This is a genomic window from Francisella sciaenopsi (genome assembly GCF_045862875.1).
Lineage (GTDB): Bacteria > Pseudomonadota > Gammaproteobacteria > Francisellales > Francisellaceae > Francisella > Francisella sciaenopsi.
In genome coordinates this window covers 178,308-201,894 of record NZ_BTHG01000001.1, presented here as the reverse complement: position 1 = coordinate 201,894, position 23,587 = coordinate 178,308, and the positions used below count along the sequence as shown (strand labels likewise).

Genomic DNA, 23,587 nt, shown 5'->3' with positions numbered 1-23,587 from the left:
ATACTCTAAAGGATGAGTAGATGTTATTTCTAGCTGTTTGTTTTATCATCACAGGGATGATTGTTGGTATTCTTTCAGGACTTTTTGGTCTTGGTGGAGGGTTAACTATAGTTCCACTTATGATGGTATTTATATCGGTATATGAGCCTAGCTTTAGTGCTAATGCTATGCATATAGCAGTTGCTACATCTCTTTTTGTAATGATATTTACTTCAACTATTACAACATATTCACATCATAGAGCCAATAATATAATATGGAGAGTGGCTATTCCTATAAAGTATGGTGTCATAATAGGAGCTATTTTAGGAGCGATACTTGCAAGTTTTTTATCAAGTAAAGTATTAAAAATATTTTTTATAATATTTTTGATTTATACAGTTATCAAATGGGCTGTTAAATCATTTTCTAAAAAAAGCAAGAGTGATAATATTAGTCAGAGGATAGAGCCTAAGAGGATATTATCTATTATCTATGGTGGCTTTACTGGTGCCATAGCTGTACTTCTTGGTATTGGCTCTAGTGTTATGATTGTGCCATTTTTAAAACATAAAAATTTTACTATGAGTCAGTCAGCAGCAATAGCAGCGGCTGTTACACCTTTTATTGCTTTATTAGGAGCTATTACATATATAGTTACAGGTCTTTCAGATTCCATGTTACCAGAATTATGTCTGGGATATGTGTATATTCCCGCGGCAGTCGGTATGATTTTAGGTTCGCTAATTGGAGCTCCTATAGGTACTAGATTATCAGCTAAAATAACTCCTATAATACAGAATGTTATATACTTTATATTTTTGATTATAATATTAATTATAATGGTTAGTTAATAGTTGACATAACTGCCTATAATAGAGCTGTCTAATGCACAAAGTCGCTGCACCTATTTTATCTATCATTTTTTTTATAAATGGGTATTCTGATAACTTAAGCAATGAGCAGCAAAATAATTATTCTTCAGATTTAACACAAACAGTTGATGATGTGACTATACAGTATGGAGAGTCATTAAATAAAAATAAAATTAATCAGATAAAAACCTACACTTATGATGATTTGATAAATAGTCAATTAAATACATCTTATCTTAAATATAAATCTTTTAATGGTTTTAGGGTTAATGAAGTATTTTCACATGCAATGCTAAATCCACTTAAACGTACAGGACATCCTCTATTTATGATGCAAGCTAGAAAAGATGGTTTACTAGAGGATGGATATATTTATACAGGTGGTAAAACAGCTTTTATTGATTGGAATAGGCTTCATGCAATACATAATCAAGGAGAAACTAAAGATTTTTCTTATTTTATAGATGGATATGTAGCTTCTACATTATCTAAATGGATTAGTGCTTTTGGTAGTCTTACTGTATATAACGATGGCGCTGGAACACATGTAATTCCTTATTCATGGTATATAACAGTAGGAGATTTATCAGAGAGCAATATTTTTGGTTATGTAGCAAATGATGTAGTCATGTTTGGTAATTTTGATATTGTATCAAATTATGTTTCTACTTTAACCCGTTTATATTTTATGCAATCAGGAGGTAATGCAAATCTATCATATGCAACAGACAGTATTCTTCTGAATGCTGTTATACTTAACTCAAATACAAAAGGCTATTTTGGAACTACGAATGCTGATAGCAAGGGAGGTATTGGATATACTTTAAATGCTAAATATACCTATAAAATGTCGACCGAAGGAAATTATCAGTATTTTGGTATAGCCTATACAAATTCTTCAGGATTCAATTCAACCACAAATGGTAGAGTAGGGGTATTTGATGCTCATTACGTTGCGGCAATATCTGATTTTAATTTTTTCGTTGAAGGAGCTGTTACAGACAAAGGTGTTAGTGGAGTTAATTATTCATCAGCAATTAGTTCAAATAAAATTTCAGGAGTTCCTTTCTTTGGATCAATTAGACCAGATTCTCAGTATATCTATGATAATTTTTTAAACTCTGGTGGCGTGGTTGGATCATGGTCAATACAAGGTAGTTATACTTGGAACTTATTTGAGAAAAGTTTTATAACATATTTAGATTATTCTCAACTTTATCAAAATACAAATAATAATGCTCTTCAGTATGGTGGAGGGTTTCGTTATAACTTATTGTATAGTTCATGGCTTGGTTTAGATTATACAAGTATCGCAACTAAAAGTACCGAGTATAAAAGCTCACAAAATTATTTGTCCATTAGTTATGTGATTTATGTGTAATATTTTTTAACCTTTCAAAATTAAATTCTTTTGTATTCCTAGACCATCTATTTCTAACTCAAGCACATCATTTTCTTGCAAATAACTAATCTCTAAACCAAGAATTTGATTTTCAAGCTGAACTCCCTGAGGAGTTCCCGTTAAAATAACATCTCCAGCTTCTAAGGTAAAATATTCACTTAATTTAGCTATTAAAGTAGGTATTTTAAAAATCATTGTTTGTGTAGATCCATCTTGGACAACTTCTTTATTTACTTTAGTTTTTATAAAAAGATCATCTGGACAAATTTCATCTTTAGTAACCAAGTAAGGTCCTAGTGGACAAAAAGAATCGCAGCTTTTACCCATGTTATATTGCCCAGGTTGTTGAAATTGTAGTCCCCTTTCAGAAACATCATTAGCTATACAATATCCAAATATGTATTCATTGGCATCAGATATTTTGATATTTTTCGCAGGTTTACTAATAATAACAGCAAGTTCGTTTTCATAATCTAGTTTATTACAGTTTTTGGGAATATATATAGGATCATAAGGTCCTGTGATACTACTTGAAGGTTTCTGAAAAAATATAAAATTAGTTGGTTTAATTTTTGGTCCACCAAGAAAATTAACTCGCTCTAAATGATCTAAATAATTCATTCCTATAGCGACTATTTTTCCAGGGTTATTAATGCAGCTAGATATATTATTTTTATTTATATCTTTTGTTAATATAGGTAAAGTATTTATATCAATATTACTTATTATAGAAGTAAGTTTAACAATATTTTTTGGTGAAATATCTGATACAAAATCTTTAATATTATATAAAATGTCTTTTGATAAGATGCATGGATAAATATCATTATTATACTTATAATGTAGAAATTTCATGGTAATTCCTTTTTATTGTTAAAATTTTAATGTATCAACATCTTGGAGCAGATTGTAATTATAATTAATTTACTGCTATGAAACGAATACTAGATTAACTCTTACTAAGACATTTATCACATAGTCCTTTTAATTCAAGATTCCAACTATTGACTTGATAAGGGGTAAGTTTTTGAAACTCTTTAAAGATATCTAGATTACAAAAATGTGATTCGTCAATAAAACCACAATTTTGGCAAACAAACACTTCAAAGCCTTGATGCTTGTGATTTTCTTTACATTTTACATAACAATTTTGACTTTCTATCCTATGGATAAAACCGTGTTTTAACCAAAAATCTATTGCTCTATATACAGTAGGAGGATTTGTTTGTTTTTTTGCTGAAAGAATTTCTAAGATAGCATATGCACTTAGAGGAGTGTCTTGATTATAAATAGTTTGAAGTACTTGTTCTCGAGGTTTGGTAAATCTATGTTTATTCTTTTCACAGAAATCTTTGGCTATTTGTATACTTTTACTCATTGATAGAAGTCAAACTTTGTTTAATTTACTCAACAAAGTATAACTCATTTCTTACTATTTAATAAACTGTTATATTGTAACATATTGTATGTTTGTGTATTATATCAATCAAAATTTAATTACAAGAAAATTCTATATATGAAAAAATTACCTGTTACAGTTTTATCTGGCTTTCTAGGGGCTGGTAAGACCACTTTATTAAGTAATATTCTCAATAATAGTAATGGTTTAAAAATTGCTATGATTGTCAATGATATGAATGAGATTAATATTGATGCTGAGCTTATCAAAAATCATGATTCACATATCTCAAAAACTGAAGCAAAAATGGTAGAGCTTAGTAATGGTTGTATTTGCTGTACCCTACGTGAAGATTTATTAGTAGAAGTAGAGCAGTTGGCAAAATCACAGAAATATGATTATTTAATCATAGAAAGTACAGGTATATCAGAACCGTTACCTGTTGCGACAACTTTTGAGTTTAGAGATGAAGAGGGTAAGAGTCTTGCAGATGTTGCTTATATAGATACAATGGTTACAGTAGTAGATAGTGTCAATTTTATGAGTCATTACAGCTCTTGTGAATATCTAAAAAATACTAGTGAAAGCTTAGGCGATGAAGATGATAGAGCAATAGTTGATCTTATGGTTGAGCAGATAGAGTTTGCCAATGTCATAATATTAAACAAAATTAATGAGTGCTCGACAGCAGAAAAAGAGACTGTCAAAGCTATAATTAAAGGCCTAAATGTCGATGCTGAAATAATCGAAACAAATTTTTCAAAAGTTGATATAAATAAGGTAGTAAATACAAAAAAATTTAACTTAGAAGAAGCTGAAAATCATCCCTTATGGAGCAAAGAGCTATATAATTTCAAAGAGCATGTGCCAGAGACGGAAGAGTATGGAATTAGATCTTTTGTTTATCACTCTATAAATCCTTTTGATCCTGCTAAGATAATGAATTTTTTTGATAATGTCGACTGGCCGGGAGTAGTTAGAGCTAAAGGTTTTTTTTGGTTAGCTACAAGACCTGATTACGTTGGCGAGGTTTCTCAAGCTGGAGCATTAGTCAGACATCAAGGCATGGGTATGTGGTGGGCTAGCATGGACAAAGATCAGTGGCCAGACACTCCCGAGTTTAAACAAATGTTAAAAGACAGATGGAATGATATAAGTGGTGACAGAAGGCAAGAAATAGTATTTATTGGTCTAAAAGATGAGATGGATGATGCCCAAATCAAAGCAGCATTAGATAAATGCTTAATAAATGACTATTGGGATAATCCAGAAAAATATACCAATTTAGCAGATCCATTTCCTACTTGGTTTGAATCAGATGATGAAGAGGTCTAAAAATGAGTAATTTTCAATTAACAATTTTGCTTGTGATTTTATTCGTAACGGTACTCTCTGGTATATTTCCTTTTGTAAAGAAAGCAAATAATCCAAATAGTTTTGATTTTCCTATTGGTGAAGCTTTAGCAAGTGGGGTATTTTTAGGTGCTGGTTTAATTCATATGCTAAGTGATTCAGCTGGAGATTTCGCAGAGCTAAATATAGATTATCCATTTCCATTTTTGATAGCAGGGGTAACTATTTTACTTTTCTTGTTGTTAGAACATATCGGTGGAGCATTATCAAAGAGCAATAAAGGCAACTTATCTTTTATGGCTATAATGGCAACAATAATGTTATCTATTCATAGTTTCTTTGAAGGCGCAGCTTTAGGTCTATCTGAAGAGTTAAGTGTAGCACTTGTGATATTCTTAGCAATTATTGCACATAAATGGGCAGCAAGTTTTGCATTAGCTATAAATATAAATAAAACAAATATGAACTTTATAATGAGATTTATGCTTTTTACAATATTTGTAATAATGACTCCACTAGGAATAGTCTTTGGACAAGCTGCTCATAATTATGTCACAAATCCATTTATTGAGCCCACATTTACTGCTATAGCAGCAGGTACTTTTATATATATGGGAACTTTACATGGTTTAGATAGATCTGTACTCGTGAAAGACTGTTGTAATACTAAACAGTATAGTTTTGTAATTATTGGTTTTGCAATCATGGCAGTAGTTGCTATTTGGACTTAGAAATTAACAATAATTTAGACTTTAATTACCACCATAATATTTATTATCTTTGAAATTCTTACAATAATTGATTGTACCATGCTCTAATATTCCTGATTTAATTTTATCATAGCAACTTTGTGTAGGTGCTGTTACAGTCATTAACATACAGTTGCTAGGATTATCATAGTTATTAGGTACTATATTACTCTGGAATAGCTGATTTGGGAATTTGACTTTTAAACCACTATGAGAGCCGTACCAATCAGTCATTTGATCACCAATAGACATAAGCCAATATACATTTCTTTGCTCTGATAAGGCTTGTCTAAATGAATCTTTATAAGCGACTTTATCATTTGAAGCAGATGCACAAAGGCTATTTTCAATTGAGCCTGACAAAAAAACATATTTATCAATCTGATTATCTGTAAGATTGAGATTCTTTTTTAGCCATTTTGCAGTAGTAGTTGCTGAGGCAGTATTACAATACCTAGCAGTTATAAAATAGCAATCAACTCCATCTTTAAAACATTGTTTTTTAACAAAGTCAGTAATATATGGAGTTGGTTTAGTACCTTTGCTATCGTAATCATCATTAAAAGAAGTTAACTCAAGAGTGTTATCAATGTCGAACATAATAGCAGGGTGTTTGCCACTTTTCTCTATAGCTTTAATAAAGCCAATATTTTTAAATTCGTACATTAGATTATCTAGACTATCTACTAATTTTTTTGCTGTTTGGGCATATTGAGAGTTATCTGTATAATCATAACCTGTTTTGCTATCCATATACTTAAATACATCTGAGTTTTTGGTAATATTTTTAGTACATTGTTTAGCATTTTCTGATAGTTTAAAAGTATCGCCATATTGTTCATCAAAAGCAGCTTCAAGCTGTGTAACTTTGCTATAAAGTTCTAATGGATTAACATTGATTTTGTCATCATCATTTGAACATGATGTCAATATTGTTGTGCCTAATCCTAGTATTAACAATGCTTTCGATATGGCTTTAAGTTTTTGCATAATAGTATATCTCCTTGGTTTAACTAAAATAAATCAAAAACAAGGACATAATAATTTACAAATTCAAGAGATTAATCCGTTTTTATCAAATAAAAAAATATCAACAAAAGTCTATTTAAAAGATAGTAAATAAGTGTTACGATTTACAGTTACATTAAAGGAGTAAGTATTTTAAGAATACTTTCTGCGATCAGACTACCTTTGCTTGTAGTCATATGCTGTGTACTTTGTGTAGAGTCAGCTAATATTTTGTCAGCCCACTGATATATTCTTTCAACATCATTTTTACTATATAGAAAAGTAGCAATTTCATAATTCAAAAATAAGCTACGATTGTCTAAATTAACAGAACCAAGCATGGCGATATTATTATCTATTAACACGGCTTTTGCATGGATCATATTCTTTGTGAAATGAACATCAATGTCATTTGCTAGAAAATCTCTTATATAGCTGGCTCTAGCACGATCAGCTAATTGATGATTAGATTTTTTAGGTGTAATAATTTTAACATCTATGCCTTTCTTTTTTGCTAATATAATTGAGTGATATAGTTCAGCTGATGGTATTAGGTATGGAGTTATTATCCAGAGTTTTTCTTTGGCTGAATTAATAGCAGTAATAAGCCCAGAATATAGTTGATCTTCTTGTAAGTCCGGTCCTGAAGGTATTACTTGAACAAAACCTTCCTGAGAAATAGTGTTTTCAATTTTAAATTCAAGCTCTTCACTGGTAGCAAAGTGCCAGTCTGAGCAAAAAACTTTAAGAAAATATACTAGTGAATCTCCTTCGATTTTAAATAAAATATCATCCCACATTCCTTCATGTTCAATTGGCGACATATACTCATCACCAATATTCATACCACCACTAAATACAGTTTGATTATCAAAAATATATATTTTACGATGATTTCTATAGTTAATATAGTTACGTAATGGATTTGATATTACCGGCATAAAAAATACAACTTGAGCACCTAATTTACGTAAGTTTTTAAAGATTTTTCTATTGTGACGATATACATAGAATGATCCTAAAGAATCTATCATCATTTTAACTTCGACACCCTCAGCAGCTTTTTTTTCTAAGGCTCTAATTACAAGCTTAGAGGTTGTGTCATTTTTAAACACATAAGTTTGAATATAGATATTTTTCTTAGCAGCTTCAATCGCTTCCATAAAGGCTTCGAATGACTTAACTCCGTTAGTATACATCTCAAAAGAGTTTTTACTTGTTAAGGTCGGTAGATCCATATTTGTGAAAACATTGATTGTTTCAATCGGCAAATTTTTACAGCTATCACTTGTATCAATACAAAATGATTGTAGCTTCGATTCGCTAATATCCATATTTTCTTTTTGCCAAAAACTACGCTTATCCTTACGTTGAAATATAAAGAAAAAAGGTATTGCTACATAAGGAATAAAAAGTATTGCTAGTAACCATGCCAATATATTCGAAGCAGACTTTTTATCAACTATTAATTTTAAAACAATCAATATTGTAAATGCCTGACATACAAATAAAATGATATTTGCTTCAAGAATGTATAGTAAATGTAGTAAGAAATTTTCCATTTATTCATATGGTGATAACAAATTATTAAGCTAGATTGTAACACAGCCCTAATTTTCTAGGTAGCTTACATTAATGGTGTCAATATTTTCATTATACTTTCAACGATTAAACTTGTACGTTTAGTTGGTAGGTGAGATGCATCTTGTGTTGAGCCTTCTATTACAGTTTTTGCCCATTCATATAGTTTCTTAACTTGTTTAGGTGAATATATAAAAGTTGCTACTTCATAGTTTAAAAATAAGCTACGATTATCTAAATTTACTGAGCCTAAAATAGCTATGTTAGAGTCAACAAGTACAGCCTTTGCATGTAACATGTTTTCAGTAAAATATACATCTATGTTGCATTCGAGTAAATCTCTAATATAGCTTGATCTAGCTCGATTAATTATTTTATGGTCAGAATTTTTGGGTGTGATTACTTTTACATCTATCCCACGACATTTTGCTAATAGTATTGATTGTAATAAATCAAGTGAGGGAATTAGGTATGGTGTTATAATCCATAATCGATGTTGAGCAGAGTTTATAGCAGTAATTAATCCAGCATAAAGCTGATTTTTATGCATATCTGGACCAGAAGGTATTACCTGAACGAAACACTCGGTTGTGATTTGACTCTCAATTTTGAAGTTTAGTTCTTCTAATGTTGCAAAGTGCCAATCTGAGCAAAAAACTTTTAGGAAATGTACTACAGATTCTCCTTCAATTTTGAACAATAAATCACTCCACATTCCATTATGCTTGTTTGGTGACATATATTCATCACCTATATTTATTCCACCACTAAAAACTGTGTTATTATCAAAAATGAATATTTTACGATGATTGCGATAGTTTATATAATTACGCAAAGGATTAGATATTATAGGCATAAAAAATACTACTTTAGCACCTAGCATCCTTAGATTCTTAAATATTCTTTTGTTATGACGATAAACATAAAATGATCCTAACGAATCTATCAATATTTTAATATCTAAGCCCTCAGCTGCTTTTTGTTCTAATGCGCTTATTACAAGCTTTGATGTAGTATCATTTTTGATAATATATGTTTGAATATAAATACTATGTTTAGCTGATCTTATAGCTTCTATAAATACTTCAAATGACTTTGTTCCATCAGTATAAATATCAAATGAATTTTTCATAGTTAGAGTAGATAACTCAAGATTTGAAAATGTTCTAATAACATTAACAGGTAAGTTATAACAACCATTTTCATATATACAAGACTTATCAAATGATTCGCTGTCATCCATACTCATAGCATTTTTTTGCCAAAATTTACGCTTATCTTTACGCTGGAAAATAAAAAAGAATGGAATCGCAACGTAAGGAATAAAGAGTATAGCTAATAGCCATGCTAATATATTTGACGGAGACTTCTTATCAACAATAAGTTTTAAGACTACAAAAATAGTAAAAGCTTGGCATACAAACAAAATTGTATTTGCTTCTAAAATATATACCAGACTATTTAGGAAGTTTTCCATGGTAAAACTAAATAAAAGAAATATAAGAAAAATTTTATCATAATGATAGCAATCTATATAGCTATGTTATGTTGACCAAATCTTTTAGTGATAAGTAAAATTATAATGGAAATAACAACTACGGTTAATATTAGATATAGAGGGCTTAATACATATCCTTTAGCAATGCCTAAGCTCGCTAGAGCCAAAAAAGCACCATTAAATACTGCAAAACTAATATTATAACTAAAACCTAATCCACTAGCTCGTACTCCAGGCGTAAATAGGGTGCTCGCATAATTAGATGCTACTCCAACAACAAGTCCCATAAAGATATTGTTAATAAGCATTATTTCTAAAAGATATTTTGAATTAGTTATAACACTATAGTAGAAAAAGCTTCCAAATATCATTAAGCCTAAAGCACCAATCAAAAGTATACGTAAAGGTGTAAATTTATCAGCGAGATATCCTGCAGGTATAGAAACCACTGAAAAAACAAAAAGATTGACAAGTATTAAACTAGGTCCATTTTCTATATGATTTAGCTGAAAGTAAGTTGGTAAATATAATGAGAAAAAACCAACTACCATTGCAAATATTGATACTGCAGCTGTAGCTCTTACGATTGCGAGCTTTTCTGTTTTGAATAAATCAATTAATGGAACTTTGTGATGATCTTCCTTATTTAAAAAAGTGTTGGTTTCATGTATCTCTTTTCTAAAAAAATAACTAATAATAGCAGCAAGGCCACCAAACATAAAAGCTACGCGCCAAGCATAATCATCAGTAAGAAAATGAGTTGTTATAATCTTTGTAATCTCTGCAAAGAAAATACCAAAGTTAATAAAGCAAAAAATAATTCCACAAGCTAAACCACCATTTTTAACTAAAGATTCCTTCACAAAAACAACAGCACTTGGAATTTCGCCACCAATTGCTGTTCCTTGGATAATTCGTAGTACTACAAATAGTAATGTAGCCAATATACCTGCATTCTGATAAGAAGGTAGTAATGCTATCAAAAAAGATGCTAGACCCATAAATAGTATAGTAAGAATAAATGATTTTTTACGTCCATATCTATCACCAATATGTCCAAATAATATTCCTCCAAATGGCCTAGCAAAATAACCTACTGCAAAAACTGTAAATGCAGAAAGTGCTTGTAATGCAGGAGATCCCTCAGGTGGGAAAAATGTCTTGCCTAAGACAATTGCAAACATACCAAATATGACAAAGTCATAAAATTCTAACATTCCACCAATACTCGTTAGCAAAATCGTTTTAAAATCATCTTTTTTAAGCATATTTAATTAAGTATAATTAGAGTCAAATTGTAGTTATAATAGCGAAAATGCTAGTAATTTAAAATCATGAAGATTGAAAATGTCGCTAAAAGGAAAGCCCAAAAAGGACAGAAACTTTTGCCTAATATTAAAAATATAATCTTGGTTGCATCTGGTAAGGGTGGTGTTGGTAAATCGACAGTTACAGCTAATCTTGCAGTTAGTTTCGCAAAGATGGGTGCTAGTGTTGGTATATTAGATGCTGATATCTATGGCCCAAGTCAGCCAACATTATTTGATCTAAAACAAAATCCCAATACAACAGATAAGAAAAAAATCATCCCATTAGAGAAATATGGAGTCAAAATGATTTCTATAGGAAATCTAATAGATCCCGAATCAGCGGTCATTTGGCGAGGTCCCATAGTATCTAGGGCTTTGATGCAACTTTTGAATGATACTGACTGGGGAGATATTGATTATCTATTTTTAGATTTGCCACCTGGAACAGGAGATATCCAACTCACTATCTCTAAAAATATGCCAGTAACAGGAGCTATAATCATTACGACACCACAAGACTTATCACTAATTGATGCAAGAAGGGCATTAGCGATGTTCCAAAAAGTTGATATAAAAACTCTTGGTGTCGTAGAGAATATGAGTTACTATATTTGTCCAAAATGTGGTAATAATGATCATATCTTTGGTGAAGATGGTGCTCATTTATTGTGCGGTAAAAATAACATTGAATTTTTGGGAAATTTACCGCTACATAAATCTATCCGTGAAAATGCTGACAATGGAAAACCATATGTCAGTTTAGATAAAGATGATGCTATCAATACTAGTTATATGACTGTTGCTGAAAATATTATAAATGAAATTGAAAAACTACCTAAAGCGAGTAGTTTAGATTCTATTGGTGTTAAATTAGAAAATTAAGAGAGAAATAATAGTAATGACTATAAAATCAGATAAATGGATCAAAAAAATGTCTCAAGAGCACAATATGATAGAACCTTTTGAGGCAGGACAAATTAAAGTTTCAAATAATCAAAAAATTGTTTCTTATGGAACATCTAGTTATGGGTACGATGTACGTTGTGCTGATGAGTTTAAAATATTTACAAATATAAACTCTTCAATAGTTGATCCTAAAAACTTTAATGATAAAAATTTTGTTGATTTTAAAGGAGATGTTTGTATTATTCCACCTAATTCATTTGCTTTAGCTCGTACTGTTGAGAAATTCAAAATCCCTAGAGATACTCTAGTAGTATGCCTAGGTAAATCTACTTATGCTAGATGTGGTATTATTGTTAATGTAACTCCTCTTGAACCAGAATGGGAAGGTTATGTAACACTGGAATTTTCAAATACTACGCCATTACCAGCTAAAATATATGCTAATGAAGGTGTGGCTCAGATGCTATTTTTCCAATCAGATGAAGAATGTGAAACTTCTTATGCAGATAAGGGTGGCAAATATCAAGGTCAGGTAGGTGTTACATTACCTAAGTGTTAGTTTTTAGATTATCTATTCTACCTCTAATATCTTGGAATGCTCTTAAGCCAAATAAGTGCATACTTGCATAAATATAATCAAAGATCCCTGCTTGTATAGCTTCATAGTTAGCCCATACTGTATCAGTTGTATACATATATAACTGAATTGGTAGACCTTTCTCCGTAGGTTGTAATTCTCTTACAATAAACAACCAACCAGGCTCTGTATGAATTTTTGGATGATCTTTTAGATAACGCTCTAAATATTTTCTGAACAATGTTGTATTAATTAATTCATCTTTATTACAAGAACTTATAATGTCATCCATGTAATTTAGCTTTCTTAAATTATTAAGAGTTTCTACATCACAAAACTTGATACTATCAACATCAATATTAAAAGATCTTTTGATCTGTCTACCACCTGTTTCGAACATACCTCGCCAATTTTTGACGCTGTTTGTGATTAATGAGTAAGTAGGGATATTATAGATTGTTTTATCGAATCCTCTAATTTTTACAGTATTAATGGATATTTCTTGGACAGTTCCCTCAACACCTAATGACTGTATACTTATCCAATCACCAACTCTAACCATATCTAGAGCTGCTACTTGAATATTGGTAGCAAAGCCCAGAATTGTATCTTTAAACACTAACATTAATACGGCTGATAGTGCACCTAATCCTGTTAAGAAAGCAATAGGTGATTTATTTAATAACAGTGATATTACTAATATTGTACCCACTAGATATAATAAAATTTTTACTACTTGAGCATAGCTTTTTAGAGAATAATATTTAAATTCATGCAAGGATTGAAAATAGCTAAAAATAGCATCGATCAAAGCAATAAAAAAGGAAATAATAGATATTGTAATATATATCTCGGCTATTAATTGTATAAAAGAAACTAGTTGTACAATCCATGGGTAAGCAGTACTACTTAAAAATCCAATTACAATATATATAAAAACAGCTGGTGCTATATGAGCTAATTTATCAAAAATTTTGTTTTTGATAAGTGACTTACCCAATGATGAATTTGCTTTAAAAAAAATTCTTTCTGCTAATGATGAGATATATTTGCTAATTATCTTATTTATTATCCAAGAAAATAATAAAACAGCTAATAATAATACTATAAAAATCAATATAGCCACTGATGTTGAATTAGTAATTAATTCTGTATAGTATGCTTTTAACACATCCATTGTATTAATTCCTTTAGTTTCTATTTAATTTCTTTACTTGGTAATAACTCTGCTATTTGAAGAACTATTCTTGTTAGTAAGTCAGATTGTAGATAATCATAAATTCTAACTAATTCATTATTTTGTGCTAATTGAGTAGTTGAGTTTGACTGCCAAAACATTTGAGCATTCACAGTTTTATCAGGTATCATAGGAGTTTTTACTTCTGGTTTAACAAGGTTATATGTGATTGTATAAATTGCTTGATATGTGTTATTCGAAGCACCCCCAACAATACTAGTTAGTTCAGTACGTTGATTGGCTTCTTGTATGTTTATAATATAATCAGCATCTTTTTCTTGATTTTTATTTCTTAGTACAATTGCCTGATACCCAATAAGTCTACGTCTTAATTCATTAATTAAACTTGGAGGTGCACCACCTGCATTATAGATATAAAACTTAGTATCAACTAAGCTGCTAAAATTTCCAGCATTACCATCCGCAAGATCTCCACGTAAGTGAAAACCACAACCAGATAAAAATGCTGCTATTATTAGTAAAAATAAAGTTCTGGCATAGTTTTTTATCATTGTGTATACCTATTTGACTACAATATTGATTAATTTCTGAGGCACATATATAACTTTGATTATTTGTCTATCTTCGATAAGAGTTTTAATATGCTCATCATCTAATACCTCTTGTTCAACTTGTTCTTTTGTTAATGAGGCATCTAATTCAAGTTTTGCTTTAACTTTGCCATTAATTTGTACAACTAATAAAAAATCATCCTTCTCAAGAGCTTTGTTATCAACAGTAGGAAATTGTGTATGTAAAATATCTTCACCTAAGCCAGTTTCTTGCCATAAATAATGACAAATATGTGGTGTGAAAGGTGATAGTATTCTTAATAAAATACTAAAGCCTTCTAACTTAACACTATCAGATAAATTATCATAATTGTTAAGTGTGTTTAAGATTTTCATACATGCTGAAACAACTGTGTTAAATTGACTCTTATCAAAATCAAAAATAGCTTGTTTTAAATTAGCATAGATCTCATAACGAGCTTTCTTATCATTTTTTGATAATTTAGTTACATCGATAGTTATATTTTTAGCTAAGACTTCTTTGTTTGTATAAGCATAATTATATATTTTACGTAGGAACTTATTAGCTCCATCAACACCAGTTTCTGACCATTCAAGTGATTGCTCTGGAGGTGCTGCAAACATACTAAATAATCTAACAGTATCAGCACCATATTTATTGATAAGCTCTTGAGGATCTACAGTATTTCCTTTAGATTTAGACATTTTAGCACCATCTTTTAACACCATACCTTGAGTAAGTAAGTTTTTAAATGGTTCGTCAGATGAAACTAGTCCTTGATCTCTCATTAACTTATGGAAAAATCTTGCATATAAAAGATGCATAATAGCATGCTCAATACCACCAATATACTTATCAACTGGTAGCCAATAGTTAGCTTCTTCACTTAACATCTTATCAGCTGTAGGGCATGTATATCTTGCATAATACCAAGATGATTCAAAGAATGTATCAAATGTATCTGTTTCTCTAGTTGCTGGTTTACCACAGTTTGGACATACTACATTTAAAAATTCTGGCATATCTTTAAGTGGAGAGCCTGCTTCTGTAAGAGTTACATTGATTGGTAATTTAACTGGTAAATTTTCTTCTTTTTCTGGAACCAATCCACAATCATTACAGTGAATCATAGGAATAGGGCAGCCCCAATATCTTTGGCGTGAAATACCCCAGTCATGAATCCTAAAGTTTGTAGTTTCATAACCTTTATCATTGTCAAAAAGATATTTTTTAATCGCTTGATAAGCTGTTTTAAAATTTAATCCATCAAATTCACCTGAATTAATCAAAATACCTTTTTCAGTAAATGCTTCTCTATCCAAGTCTAATTTTGACTTATTATCACTAGGCTTAATAACTTGTTTTAAAGCAATATTATATTTCTGTGCAAATTCCCAATCTCTTTGGTCATGTGCTGGAACTGACATTACAGCTCCAGAACCGTATCCCATAAGTACAAAGTTTGCAACCCATACATCTACAGATTCACCCGAGATAGGATGAGTCACTTTTATAGAAGTTCTGAAGCCTTTTTTTTCTTGAGTTGCCAAATCAGCTTCCATAGTAGAGATTTTTTTACATTCTTCAATGAATGATTTTAATTGAGAATTCGTTTTTGCTTCTTCAAGAGCAAGAGGGTGCTCAGGTGCTATACCCAAATAGCTAACTCCCATAAGAGTATCTGGACGAGTTGTAAATACTTCAATTTCTTGATCAGAGTTTTGAATTTTAAACTTAACAGTCAGACCCTTTGATTTACCAATCCAGTTAGTCTGCATAGTTTTAACAGCTTCTGGCCAACCATCTAATTGATTAATATCTTTTAGAAGCTCATCGGCATAATCAGTAATCTTTAAAAACCATTGAGGAATCTCTTTCTTCTCAATTAGAGCTCCGGATCTCCAGCCTCTACCATCTACAACTTGCTCATTTGCTAATACAGTTTGATCAACAGGATCCCAGTTTACAACCGAGTTTTTGCGATATGCCAAGCCTTTTTTATATAGCTGGATAAAGAACCATTGTTCCCATTTATAATAATCTTCATCACAAGTTGCGACCTCTCTAGACCAATCAAAGCTAAACCCAAGAGAATCCAACTGCGATCTCATATAGGCAATATTGCTTTTTGTCCACTCATAAGGAGACTTTTTATGTTTTATTGCAGCATTTTCGGCAGGTAATCCAAAGGCATCCCAACCCATAGGATGAAGAACATTTTTACCTTGCATCTTTTGGTATCTTGCAATTACATCTCCAATCGTATAATTACGCACATGTCCCATATGAAGAGTACCACTTGGATATGGTAACATTGATAAGCAATAAAATTTTTCTTTATTCTTATCTTCTACAGCTTTAAAAGAATTATTTTTACGCCAATATTTTTGAGCTTGTTGCTCGATCTGAGTAAAGTTATATTCGCTCATTTAGATATTAATTCCAGTTAATAATTTATTGAAAATATAATTGCTTAATTTTATTTGAAAATGAGTAAAATATCTAGGCTAGAGATATTTATGCAGATAATTAATTTATTTGGCTTTTCTATTAATAAGATAAGCTCTTAATATAAATATAAAAACAATAAAACAGAAGGCAGTAATTAATTTTCCGCCATCCAAGTTTCTAAAATCACACAAGCTGCCAAAGCATCTACCTTTATATGTGATACTTTTTTACTTTTTACTTCTTCTAGACGCCATCTTGCTTCACGAGTTGAATATGCTTCATTAATGAGATGAACATTTCTTTTATAGCGTTCTTTAACTACTTTAGCAAAATCCTTAGCGGCTTTTGTAATATCTGTCTCAAAATCTTGAGTATCTAATGGCAATCCAATAACTATATCAGAAGGATTCCAACGCTTAACAATCTTATCAAGTTCAATCCAGTTAGGTACACCATCATAAGCTTCTACAGTACCAATAGGAGTTGCTGTTTTAGTAATCATTTGGCCACTAGCTAAACCAATTCTAGCTTTACCATAATCTATCGCTATTAAAGATTGAAACATTAACAATTTCCTATATTTTTGAATAAACTATCTAAACTTTGTAGAGTATATCCTGCGTGTTCAATATGATTTTGCCATTTTACTTTGTTCTCGTGATTAAATAATATCTTTTTGCTTAATTTATTTGTTACGATCCAATCATTAGACTTTATTTCGTCTGTAAGTTGGTCAGCAGTCCAGCAACTATAGCCAACTACTGGCAGAAAATACTCAGGTAAAATATTATTTGCTAAATCTTCTAAAATATCCATAGAAGCAGTTATAGCAAGACCTTCATCTAGTTTGATTGTAGAGCTATAATTTCTACCATTTGTAGTATGTAAAATCATGATTTTATGGGGACTAATAGGGCCACCCATATAAAGAGGGTAATCTAAAATCTCATTAAACGTGTCATTATGAGGAATTTCTAGTTCTTCAAAAACATCTCTTAATGTATCACTTAAAGGTTTGTTGATAATCAAACCCATAGCGCCATGACGATCATTTTGACATAGATAGATTACAGATTTAGTAAATATAGCATCATCTTTAATAAGTGGAGTTGCTAATAAAATTTCACTTTTATGATTTTGGAACATATTATATTTCTTAAGTATAAAAATTTTTTGTAAAAAATGGCAAAAATAAATGCCGCAGTGGCGATAATTTTAGATGAACAGAATGCTAAAGTCTATATAAGTCTAAGACAAAAGTTTCAAAGCTATAGTGACTACTGGGAATTTCCTGGTGGTAAATTAGAAAAAAATGAAACTTTTGAACAATGTATAAGAAGAGAGGTTTATGAAGAGGTTGGCATTATAGCTAAATCAGTAAGTTTTTATTTTCGCAAAAAACATATAAATAAATATAATGATGAAGTTAATCTAGAGTTTTTTATAATTAAGGATTATGAAGGTAAACCTTATGCTAAGGAAAACCAGCAATTAAAATGTATAAACATCCTTGAGCTTAATAATTATAAATTTCTTCCAGCAAGTTTAGAAGTAATAACGATGTTACAACAAGACTCCATATGATAGTTAGTATCAACAAATAATTAAGCATTTTATAAAAAGGTTAGAATATGAATTGATAATCTATGAGATAAATATGTAATTTAACATAATATATATTATGCGAATTTACATATTTTATTATTCCACAGTAATAATCTTAGTTGATTTAGTTATATTTGCCCAAATTATGATAAATATAACAATTGTTGCTATGCTTGCTATTATATTGATTACAGGAACTACATTCAATAAAGTCAGTCCCACATACCAATATACAAGTGAAGCTTTAAATTTTAATTTTTTTTTATGAGTTTTATTATATAGTTTGGTTTGCTCATCTAACTTTACAGCTGTCACGACTAATGCTATATATGACCATATTGGTATTAGTTGAGTCCATAACCATGCTGGATATATTTGCTCAGCACTATTTACGGTAAATAAAGCTTTTGCTAATTTTTGTTGCGATAAAATAAATAAAACTGAAACAATCAAAGATGTAATTATTAAAGCTACTGCACATATTTGTATAATGAGCATAATTGTTTCTGGAGATATAGAGTTATCCATATTTTTTGCTTAAATTATTTAATGAAATGTAGATTCAGATTTTATACTAGAATTACTTTACTGTAAATTTATTAGTAAATTTACCATTTGAACTATCATTCACAAAAAATTCAAATTCACCAGGTTCATATACATAGTTTAAATCATTATTATAAAACTTAAGATCATTTATATCTAACTTGAATGTTACCGTTTTAGTTTGACCTTTTTTTAGGAATACTTTCTTAAATTTCTTAAGTTCTTTTACTGGAGGCGTTATAGAACGAACTTTCTGATGAACATACAATTGTAAAACATCAGCACCATCATAATTACCAGTATTTGTAATATTAACTTTAATTATTAACTTATCACCCTCTTTTATCGCTTTATGATTTTGTGTTGGTTTTGATATATCAAAAGTTGTATAACTCAAACCATAACCAAATGGATATAACGGTGTATTACAAGTATCCATATAATTTGAATGGAATTTTTCAAATTTACAATCATTTTTCTCTAAAGGTCTACCTGTATTTTTATGACTATAGTAGATAGGAATTTGACCAACATCTCTAGGGAATGATGCTGTTAATTTACCAGAAGGATTTACATCTCCAAATAATACATCAGCAATTGATAAGCCTGCTTCACTACCAGGGAACCAAACATCTAATATCGCAGGAACTTCTTTTTTCTCTTCACTTAAGACAAGAGGTCTACCATTGAAAAGTACTAATACAATTGGCTTACCAGTTTTAAGTAAAGCTTTTAGCAAATCTCTCTGCGCTTTTGGAATTCTTAAATCTGTTCTACTTGTACTTTCACCACTCATTTCAGCAGATTCACCTAATGCTGCTACAATTACATCAGATTTATTAGCTATTTTTAAAGCTTCATCTAGTAATTCTTTAGATGACTTATCATTTCTACCAAGAGATTTATCAAACATAGTTGCATTTTTCTCAAAGGTCTTACTGTAAGATAGGTTACTTCCTTTTGCATATAAGATTTTACCTTTTTGACCAACAACTTCTTTAAGACCTTTTAACAACGATATTGATTTATTTTGATCAGCTGTAACACTCCAAGTTCCGGCCATATTATTAGCTGCATCTGCTAGAGGCCCTATTAATGCGATAGTTTGAGATTTCTTAAGTGGTAATAAGTGATCTTTATTTTTTAGTAGCACCATAGATTCAGCACCAACTTTACGAGCAAACTCTCTATGCTCTTTAGAGAAGACTTGTTGTTTAGCTAGCTCAGGATTACCATATTTATATGGATTATCGAATAATCCTAACTCAAATTTAGCTATTAGAATTCTTTTAACTGCTTGGTTTATCTCATCTATAGATACTTTGCCCTCATCTAAAGATTTTTTTAGAGTTGTTAAGTAACCGTTACCAACCATATCCATATCTGTACCAGCATTTAAAGCAGCTGCTGAAACAGCTTGAAGATCTCTGCCAATGCCATGATTTATCATCTCAGGAATGCCAGTATAATCAGAAACTACAACTCCTTGAAATCTCCATTGATCACGAAGTAAATCAGTTAGTAACCATTTATTTGCTGTAGCTGGAACTCCATTAATCTCATTAAATGATGTCATAATCGTACCAACACCAGCATCAATAGCAGCTTTATATGGAGGAAGATATTCGTTATACATTCTAACCTTACTCATATCTACAGTATTATAATCACGCCCTGCTTCTGCAGCACCATATAATGCAAAATGTTTTACACTTGCTAATAAAGTTGCATCTTTCGATAGATCATTTAGTTGATAACCTTTTACCATTGCCTTAGCAATTTGACTACCCAAATAAGTATCTTCACCACTACTTTCAGCTATTCTACCCCAACGAGGATCACGGGATATATCAACCATTGGAGAAAATGCCCAATTGATACCTTCGCTACTTGCTTCAATAGATGCAATTCGAGCAGTTTTTTCAATCATATCTAGATCCCAACTAGTTGATAATCCCAGTGGTATTGGAAAAATAGTTTTATATCCATGAATGATATCCATACCAACCAATAAAGGTATATGTAAACGAGTATCTTCAATAGCTATTTTTTGAGCTTTCTCTATATCACTTGGAGATTTAATATTAAATACTCCACCAGCTTTACCAGCTTTTATAACATCATAAAATTCACTTTGTTGACTAATACCAGTAGTTACTTGACCAGCATCAACTAAATTTAGTTGACCAAGTTTTTCTTCTAAAGTCATTTGTGATAGCACTTTGTTTGCTTGGCTTTCATATTTTTTTTCATTTGTAGTATATGAATTGATAACTTCTCTATTTGAATTAGAAAATATATTCATTTTTTCTAAAAATGTACATGATGTTCCAAGGCTTGCACATATAGTTATTAATAAGATTTTTTTCATAGATTTATTTACTTTTAAAAGATTGTTAATAATAGCAAAAAAAATTATTTTATAGTTAAAAAATAATTTTTAAAAGAAATTTTATGAAATAATCAAAAGATATATACTAAAAAAAATCTATCATGAGTAATGAAAATAAATTAAAAAGAGATATCCTTGCGCGCCATATAGTAATGATTTCTCTTGGTGGAACTATATCAGCTAGTTTCTTTCTAGGTGTTGGTAGTATCTTAAACTCAGTTGGTGCATTTGGTACTGTACTAGGATTTCTAATTGGTGGGATAATTATGATGCTAGTAATGATAAGTCTAGCAGAAATGGCTATAGCAATGCCAATAAGTGGTTCTTTTCAAACTTATGCTACAAAATTTATATCTCCATATTCAGGATTTTTAACTGGTTGGTTATATTTACTTAACTGGTTAACAGCTGCGGCTGGAGGTTTAGTTGCTGCGGGTATTATTTGTCACAATTTTTATCCGGAGATCAGTGTTTGGCAATTCTGTTTAGCAATTATTGTTATCGTTAGCTTACTTAATTTATGTGCTGTTAGAGTCTTTGCAGAGATTGAATTTTGGCTTTCTGCAATAAAAATTATCACTATTATAGTATTTATAATAATTGGTATAGGTATTATTACTGGAGTTTTACACTCTAATAAGCCTATATCTGGCCTAGTTAATTTCTACTCAGATGGCCTATTTCCGAATGGCTTTAAAGCATTTTTATTTGGATTAGTAATTATTGTATGTACTTTTCAGGGTGCTGAATTAGTTGGTATTGCAGCTGGAGAAACAAAAGATCCTGAAAAAAATATTCGTAAAGCAGTAAAAAGTGTCGCTATTCGTATACTTCTATTTTTCGTATTTTCTTCTTTTATAATAGCTTATATTATTCCTTATAAAGATTCTGGTGTTGCAAACACTCCTTTTATCACAGTACTGCAGCTTGTGAATATCAAATATGTTGGTACGATTATGCAATTAGTAATTTTGACAGCAAGTTTATCTGCTGTTAATTCGTGTTTTTACACTTGTGCAAGATTAATGTGGTCTATGGCTTCAGATAATCAAGCTCCTAAAGTATTTGCAAAAGTTAGCAAAAGACAAGTTCCAATATATGGAGTTTTGTTTGTTGCTATACTTTCTTGTCTTTGCTTAATTACAAAATTTGTCGGTGCTGAAAAACTCTTTATATTAGTAGTATCTTCATCTGGTATGGTTGGCTGTATGATATGGATTATTATTAGTTTATGCCATGTTTATTTTAGAAAATCATTAAGTAACGAGCAAGTCGCTAATTTAAGATTTAAAGCATGGGCATTTCCTATACTTCCTTATCTAAGTATTCTATTTAATTCTTGTGTAATACTAGGCATGTTATGGGATCCAGATCAGCGTATGGTAGTTTATTCAGGAATCAGTTTAATTATTTTATTCTCATTATGTTATAAGCTATTTTATAAAAATCAGTGAATTCTGTTTTGAAAGACCCCAACTTTCGTAAGATATCTTTTTGATTTTTCACATTTTGAAACATACAAAGTATTATTAATTACATAATAGATCGCATCCTGCGAAAACTCTTCACCTAAATCACAAGCTTCATCAAGCGATTTAGCATCAAACATAAAACCATTCTCTTTATGCTTGGATGACTTATCAAAACCATTAATTTCATAAACCCAATCATATGACTTTTCTAATTTATTTTTTAATATTTGATTTCTTGCTATATTCTCTTGATCTTTGAGAAGTTGGTTAAATGGGTTGTATGCTGTAATAATTGCAAATTGGTTAGGGTATCTGCTAGGTAATATAGGGACTTCAAATTTAGTTGTAAAATACCATTCACAAAGATCTAAATTAGAAATATTATTATTCATAAACCTTTAGCTTCTGCTCTAATTGGCTACCTGTATGGACACCAGTCAGCATTTCTACGGGCTGACCTGATTTGAAAATTATCATAGTTGGTATGCTTCTTATACCAAATTTAGCAGCTAAACTTTGATTATCGTCAACATTAACTTTGACAATCACAGCTCCCGTATAATCTTTTGATAGCTGATCAAGTATCGGCGATAATGTCTTACAAGGACCGCACCAGTCAGCATAAAAATCTACCAATATAGGCTTTGCAGAACTATTTATTAGCTTATCAAAATTAGCTTCATCTGTTTTTATTACTTTACTTAATGCCATAT

23 protein-coding genes are annotated in these 23,587 nt (G+C 30.5%); 8 read left to right on the top strand and 15 right to left on the bottom strand.

The window, feature by feature from the left end:
- Positions 1-20 precede the first annotated feature (20 nt).
- On the top strand, positions 21-833 hold the full coding sequence (locus ACKTR7_RS01000) for a sulfite exporter TauE/SafE family protein (RefSeq protein ID WP_407876614.1): 813 nt from the start codon (positions 21-23) through the stop codon (positions 831-833).
- Between the two features lie 34 nt (positions 834-867).
- Positions 868-2,235 carry a hypothetical protein gene (locus ACKTR7_RS00995; protein WP_407876613.1) on the top strand — a complete coding sequence of 456 codons (1,368 nt, stop codon included), beginning with the start codon at positions 868-870 and terminating at the stop codon, positions 2,233-2,235.
- Between the two features lie 6 nt (positions 2,236-2,241).
- Here ACKTR7_RS00995 and ACKTR7_RS00990 read toward each other — a convergent pair whose 3' ends face one another.
- Positions 2,242-3,111 carry a fumarylacetoacetate hydrolase family protein gene (locus ACKTR7_RS00990; RefSeq protein WP_407876612.1) on the bottom strand — a complete coding sequence of 290 codons (870 nt, stop codon included), beginning with the start codon at positions 3,109-3,111 and terminating at the stop codon, positions 2,242-2,244.
- A 94-nt stretch (positions 3,112-3,205) separates the two neighbouring features.
- Complete coding sequence (locus tag ACKTR7_RS00985; protein WP_407876611.1) at positions 3,206-3,634, bottom strand: Fur family transcriptional regulator; 429 nt, start codon at positions 3,632-3,634, stop codon at positions 3,206-3,208.
- A gap of 138 nt (positions 3,635-3,772) precedes the next feature.
- On the opposite strand from ACKTR7_RS00985, the gene ACKTR7_RS00980 reads away from it, so the two are divergent.
- Both ACKTR7_RS00980 and ACKTR7_RS00975 read left to right on the top strand, forming a co-directional pair.
- Entirely contained in the window at positions 3,773-4,990 is a 1,218-nt protein-coding gene (locus ACKTR7_RS00980; RefSeq protein WP_407876610.1) for a GTP-binding protein, read from the top strand.
- A gap of 2 nt (positions 4,991-4,992) precedes the next feature.
- Entirely contained in the window at positions 4,993-5,739 is a 747-nt protein-coding gene (locus tag ACKTR7_RS00975) for a ZIP family metal transporter (RefSeq protein ID WP_222829698.1), read from the top strand.
- 21 nt (positions 5,740-5,760) lie between these two features.
- On the opposite strand, the gene ACKTR7_RS00970 is transcribed toward ACKTR7_RS00975, so the two are convergent.
- The 4 genes from ACKTR7_RS00970 to ACKTR7_RS00955 all read right to left on the bottom strand — a co-directional run bounded on the left by ACKTR7_RS00970 (position 5,761) and on the right by ACKTR7_RS00955 (position 11,112).
- Entirely contained in the window at positions 5,761-6,747 is a 987-nt protein-coding gene (locus ACKTR7_RS00970; protein WP_407876609.1) for an HAD family hydrolase, read from the bottom strand.
- A 149-nt stretch (positions 6,748-6,896) separates the two neighbouring features.
- On the bottom strand, positions 6,897-8,327 hold the full coding sequence (gene cls / locus ACKTR7_RS00965; RefSeq protein ID WP_407876608.1) for a cardiolipin synthase: 1,431 nt from the start codon (positions 8,325-8,327) through the stop codon (positions 6,897-6,899).
- A gap of 65 nt (positions 8,328-8,392) precedes the next feature.
- The gene (gene cls, locus ACKTR7_RS00960) at positions 8,393-9,823 is read right to left on the bottom strand and encodes a cardiolipin synthase (RefSeq protein WP_407876607.1); all 1,431 of its coding nucleotides are present in this window, start codon (positions 9,821-9,823) and stop codon (positions 8,393-8,395) included.
- 53 nt (positions 9,824-9,876) lie between these two features.
- On the bottom strand, positions 9,877-11,112 hold the full coding sequence (locus ACKTR7_RS00955; RefSeq protein WP_407876606.1) for an MFS transporter: 1,236 nt from the start codon (positions 11,110-11,112) through the stop codon (positions 9,877-9,879).
- A gap of 63 nt (positions 11,113-11,175) precedes the next feature.
- Between ACKTR7_RS00955 and ACKTR7_RS00950 the strand changes: the two genes are divergently transcribed.
- Together ACKTR7_RS00950 and dcd are read left to right on the top strand one after the other, a co-directional pair.
- A complete protein-coding gene (locus ACKTR7_RS00950) occupies positions 11,176-12,036 on the top strand; it encodes an Mrp/NBP35 family ATP-binding protein (protein WP_407876890.1) in 861 nt (286 codons plus the stop codon).
- A 16-nt stretch (positions 12,037-12,052) separates the two neighbouring features.
- Positions 12,053-12,619 carry a dCTP deaminase gene (gene dcd / locus ACKTR7_RS00945; RefSeq protein WP_004287760.1) on the top strand — a complete coding sequence of 189 codons (567 nt, stop codon included), beginning with the start codon at positions 12,053-12,055 and terminating at the stop codon, positions 12,617-12,619.
- Here the strand turns inward: dcd and ACKTR7_RS00940 are convergent.
- The 5 genes from ACKTR7_RS00940 to ACKTR7_RS00920 form a co-directional block, all read right to left on the bottom strand.
- Positions 12,609-13,814 (bottom strand): mechanosensitive ion channel family protein, encoded by a 1,206-nt coding sequence (locus ACKTR7_RS00940; protein WP_407876605.1) that lies wholly within the window; start codon positions 13,812-13,814, stop codon positions 12,609-12,611. The two genes, dcd and ACKTR7_RS00940, sit on opposite strands and share 11 nt — an antisense overlap.
- Before the next feature lie 20 nt (positions 13,815-13,834).
- Positions 13,835-14,386: an LPS-assembly lipoprotein LptE gene (locus ACKTR7_RS00935; RefSeq protein WP_407876604.1), complete on the bottom strand. Its 552-nt coding sequence runs from the start codon at positions 14,384-14,386 to the stop codon at positions 13,835-13,837.
- Positions 14,387-14,395: 9 nt separating this feature from the next.
- Entirely contained in the window at positions 14,396-16,837 is a 2,442-nt protein-coding gene (gene leuS / locus ACKTR7_RS00930) for a leucine--tRNA ligase (protein ID WP_407876603.1), read from the bottom strand.
- Positions 16,838-17,013: 176 nt separating this feature from the next.
- Positions 17,014-17,424 carry a Holliday junction resolvase RuvX gene (ruvX, locus tag ACKTR7_RS00925; RefSeq protein WP_014715460.1) on the bottom strand — a complete coding sequence of 137 codons (411 nt, stop codon included), beginning with the start codon at positions 17,422-17,424 and terminating at the stop codon, positions 17,014-17,016.
- The gene (locus tag ACKTR7_RS00920) at positions 17,424-18,005 is read right to left on the bottom strand and encodes a YqgE/AlgH family protein (protein ID WP_407876602.1); all 582 of its coding nucleotides are present in this window, start codon (positions 18,003-18,005) and stop codon (positions 17,424-17,426) included. The genes ruvX and ACKTR7_RS00920 overlap by 1 nt, the downstream gene beginning before the upstream one ends.
- A gap of 36 nt (positions 18,006-18,041) precedes the next feature.
- On the opposite strand from ACKTR7_RS00920, the gene ACKTR7_RS00915 reads away from it, so the two are divergent.
- Positions 18,042-18,443 carry a (deoxy)nucleoside triphosphate pyrophosphohydrolase gene (locus ACKTR7_RS00915; protein WP_407876601.1) on the top strand — a complete coding sequence of 134 codons (402 nt, stop codon included), beginning with the start codon at positions 18,042-18,044 and terminating at the stop codon, positions 18,441-18,443.
- A 117-nt stretch (positions 18,444-18,560) separates the two neighbouring features.
- On the opposite strand, the gene ACKTR7_RS00910 is transcribed toward ACKTR7_RS00915, so the two are convergent.
- Both ACKTR7_RS00910 and bglX read right to left on the bottom strand, forming a co-directional pair.
- Complete coding sequence (locus tag ACKTR7_RS00910) at positions 18,561-18,992, bottom strand: hypothetical protein (protein ID WP_407876600.1); 432 nt, start codon at positions 18,990-18,992, stop codon at positions 18,561-18,563.
- Positions 18,993-19,044: 52 nt separating this feature from the next.
- Positions 19,045-21,381 carry a beta-glucosidase BglX gene (gene bglX, locus ACKTR7_RS00905; RefSeq protein WP_407876599.1) on the bottom strand — a complete coding sequence of 779 codons (2,337 nt, stop codon included), beginning with the start codon at positions 21,379-21,381 and terminating at the stop codon, positions 19,045-19,047.
- Positions 21,382-21,503: 122 nt separating this feature from the next.
- Between bglX and ACKTR7_RS00900 the strand changes: the two genes are divergently transcribed.
- Positions 21,504-22,856, top strand: a complete 1,353-nt coding sequence (locus ACKTR7_RS00900) for an amino acid permease (protein WP_407876598.1) — start codon at positions 21,504-21,506, stop codon at positions 22,854-22,856.
- On the opposite strand, the gene ACKTR7_RS00895 is transcribed toward ACKTR7_RS00900, so the two are convergent.
- Both ACKTR7_RS00895 and trxA read right to left on the bottom strand, forming a co-directional pair.
- Entirely contained in the window at positions 22,850-23,266 is a 417-nt protein-coding gene (locus tag ACKTR7_RS00895; protein WP_407876597.1) for a DUF3293 domain-containing protein, read from the bottom strand. The two genes, ACKTR7_RS00900 and ACKTR7_RS00895, sit on opposite strands and share 7 nt — an antisense overlap.
- The gene (gene trxA / locus ACKTR7_RS00890) at positions 23,259-23,585 is read right to left on the bottom strand and encodes a thioredoxin (RefSeq protein WP_407876596.1); all 327 of its coding nucleotides are present in this window, start codon (positions 23,583-23,585) and stop codon (positions 23,259-23,261) included. Before trxA ends, ACKTR7_RS00895 begins: the two co-directional genes overlap by 8 nt.
- Between the last annotated feature and the right edge of the window lie 2 nt (positions 23,586-23,587).

What these genes read in the sequence shown, in the direction of transcription:
- ACKTR7_RS01000 (WP_407876614.1), top strand. Translation starts at nt 21, where the DNA reads ATGTTATTTCTAGCTGTTTGTTTTATCATCACAGGGATGATTGTTGGT.
- ACKTR7_RS00995 (WP_407876613.1), top strand. Translation starts at nt 868, where the DNA reads ATGCACAAAGTCGCTGCACCTATTTTATCTATCATTTTTTTTATAAAT.
- ACKTR7_RS00990 (WP_407876612.1), bottom strand. Translation starts at nt 3,111, where the DNA reads ATGAAATTTCTACATTATAAGTATAATAATGATATTTATCCATGCATC.
- ACKTR7_RS00985 (WP_407876611.1), bottom strand. Translation starts at nt 3,634, where the DNA reads ATGAGTAAAAGTATACAAATAGCCAAAGATTTCTGTGAAAAGAATAAA.
- ACKTR7_RS00980 (WP_407876610.1), top strand. Translation starts at nt 3,773, where the DNA reads ATGAAAAAATTACCTGTTACAGTTTTATCTGGCTTTCTAGGGGCTGGT.
- ACKTR7_RS00975 (WP_222829698.1), top strand. Translation starts at nt 4,993, where the DNA reads ATGAGTAATTTTCAATTAACAATTTTGCTTGTGATTTTATTCGTAACG.
- ACKTR7_RS00970 (WP_407876609.1), bottom strand. Translation starts at nt 6,747, where the DNA reads ATGCAAAAACTTAAAGCCATATCGAAAGCATTGTTAATACTAGGATTA.
- cls (WP_407876608.1), bottom strand. Translation starts at nt 8,327, where the DNA reads ATGGAAAATTTCTTACTACATTTACTATACATTCTTGAAGCAAATATC.
- cls (WP_407876607.1), bottom strand. Translation starts at nt 9,823, where the DNA reads ATGGAAAACTTCCTAAATAGTCTGGTATATATTTTAGAAGCAAATACA.
- ACKTR7_RS00955 (WP_407876606.1), bottom strand. Translation starts at nt 11,112, where the DNA reads ATGCTTAAAAAAGATGATTTTAAAACGATTTTGCTAACGAGTATTGGT.
- dcd (WP_004287760.1), top strand. Translation starts at nt 12,053, where the DNA reads ATGACTATAAAATCAGATAAATGGATCAAAAAAATGTCTCAAGAGCAC.
- ACKTR7_RS00940 (WP_407876605.1), bottom strand. Translation starts at nt 13,814, where the DNA reads ATGGATGTGTTAAAAGCATACTATACAGAATTAATTACTAATTCAACA.
- ACKTR7_RS00935 (WP_407876604.1), bottom strand. Translation starts at nt 14,386, where the DNA reads ATGATAAAAAACTATGCCAGAACTTTATTTTTACTAATAATAGCAGCA.
- leuS (WP_407876603.1), bottom strand. Translation starts at nt 16,837, where the DNA reads ATGAGCGAATATAACTTTACTCAGATCGAGCAACAAGCTCAAAAATAT.
- ruvX (WP_014715460.1), bottom strand. Translation starts at nt 17,424, where the DNA reads ATGTTTCAATCTTTAATAGCGATAGATTATGGTAAAGCTAGAATTGGT.
- ACKTR7_RS00920 (WP_407876602.1), bottom strand. Translation starts at nt 18,005, where the DNA reads ATGTTCCAAAATCATAAAAGTGAAATTTTATTAGCAACTCCACTTATT.
- ACKTR7_RS00915 (WP_407876601.1), top strand. Translation starts at nt 18,042, where the DNA reads ATGGCAAAAATAAATGCCGCAGTGGCGATAATTTTAGATGAACAGAAT.
- ACKTR7_RS00910 (WP_407876600.1), bottom strand. Translation starts at nt 18,992, where the DNA reads ATGGATAACTCTATATCTCCAGAAACAATTATGCTCATTATACAAATA.
- bglX (WP_407876599.1), bottom strand. Translation starts at nt 21,381, where the DNA reads ATGAAAAAAATCTTATTAATAACTATATGTGCAAGCCTTGGAACATCA.
- ACKTR7_RS00900 (WP_407876598.1), top strand. Translation starts at nt 21,504, where the DNA reads ATGAGTAATGAAAATAAATTAAAAAGAGATATCCTTGCGCGCCATATA.
- ACKTR7_RS00895 (WP_407876597.1), bottom strand. Translation starts at nt 23,266, where the DNA reads ATGAATAATAATATTTCTAATTTAGATCTTTGTGAATGGTATTTTACA.
- trxA (WP_407876596.1), bottom strand. Translation starts at nt 23,585, where the DNA reads ATGGCATTAAGTAAAGTAATAAAAACAGATGAAGCTAATTTTGATAAG.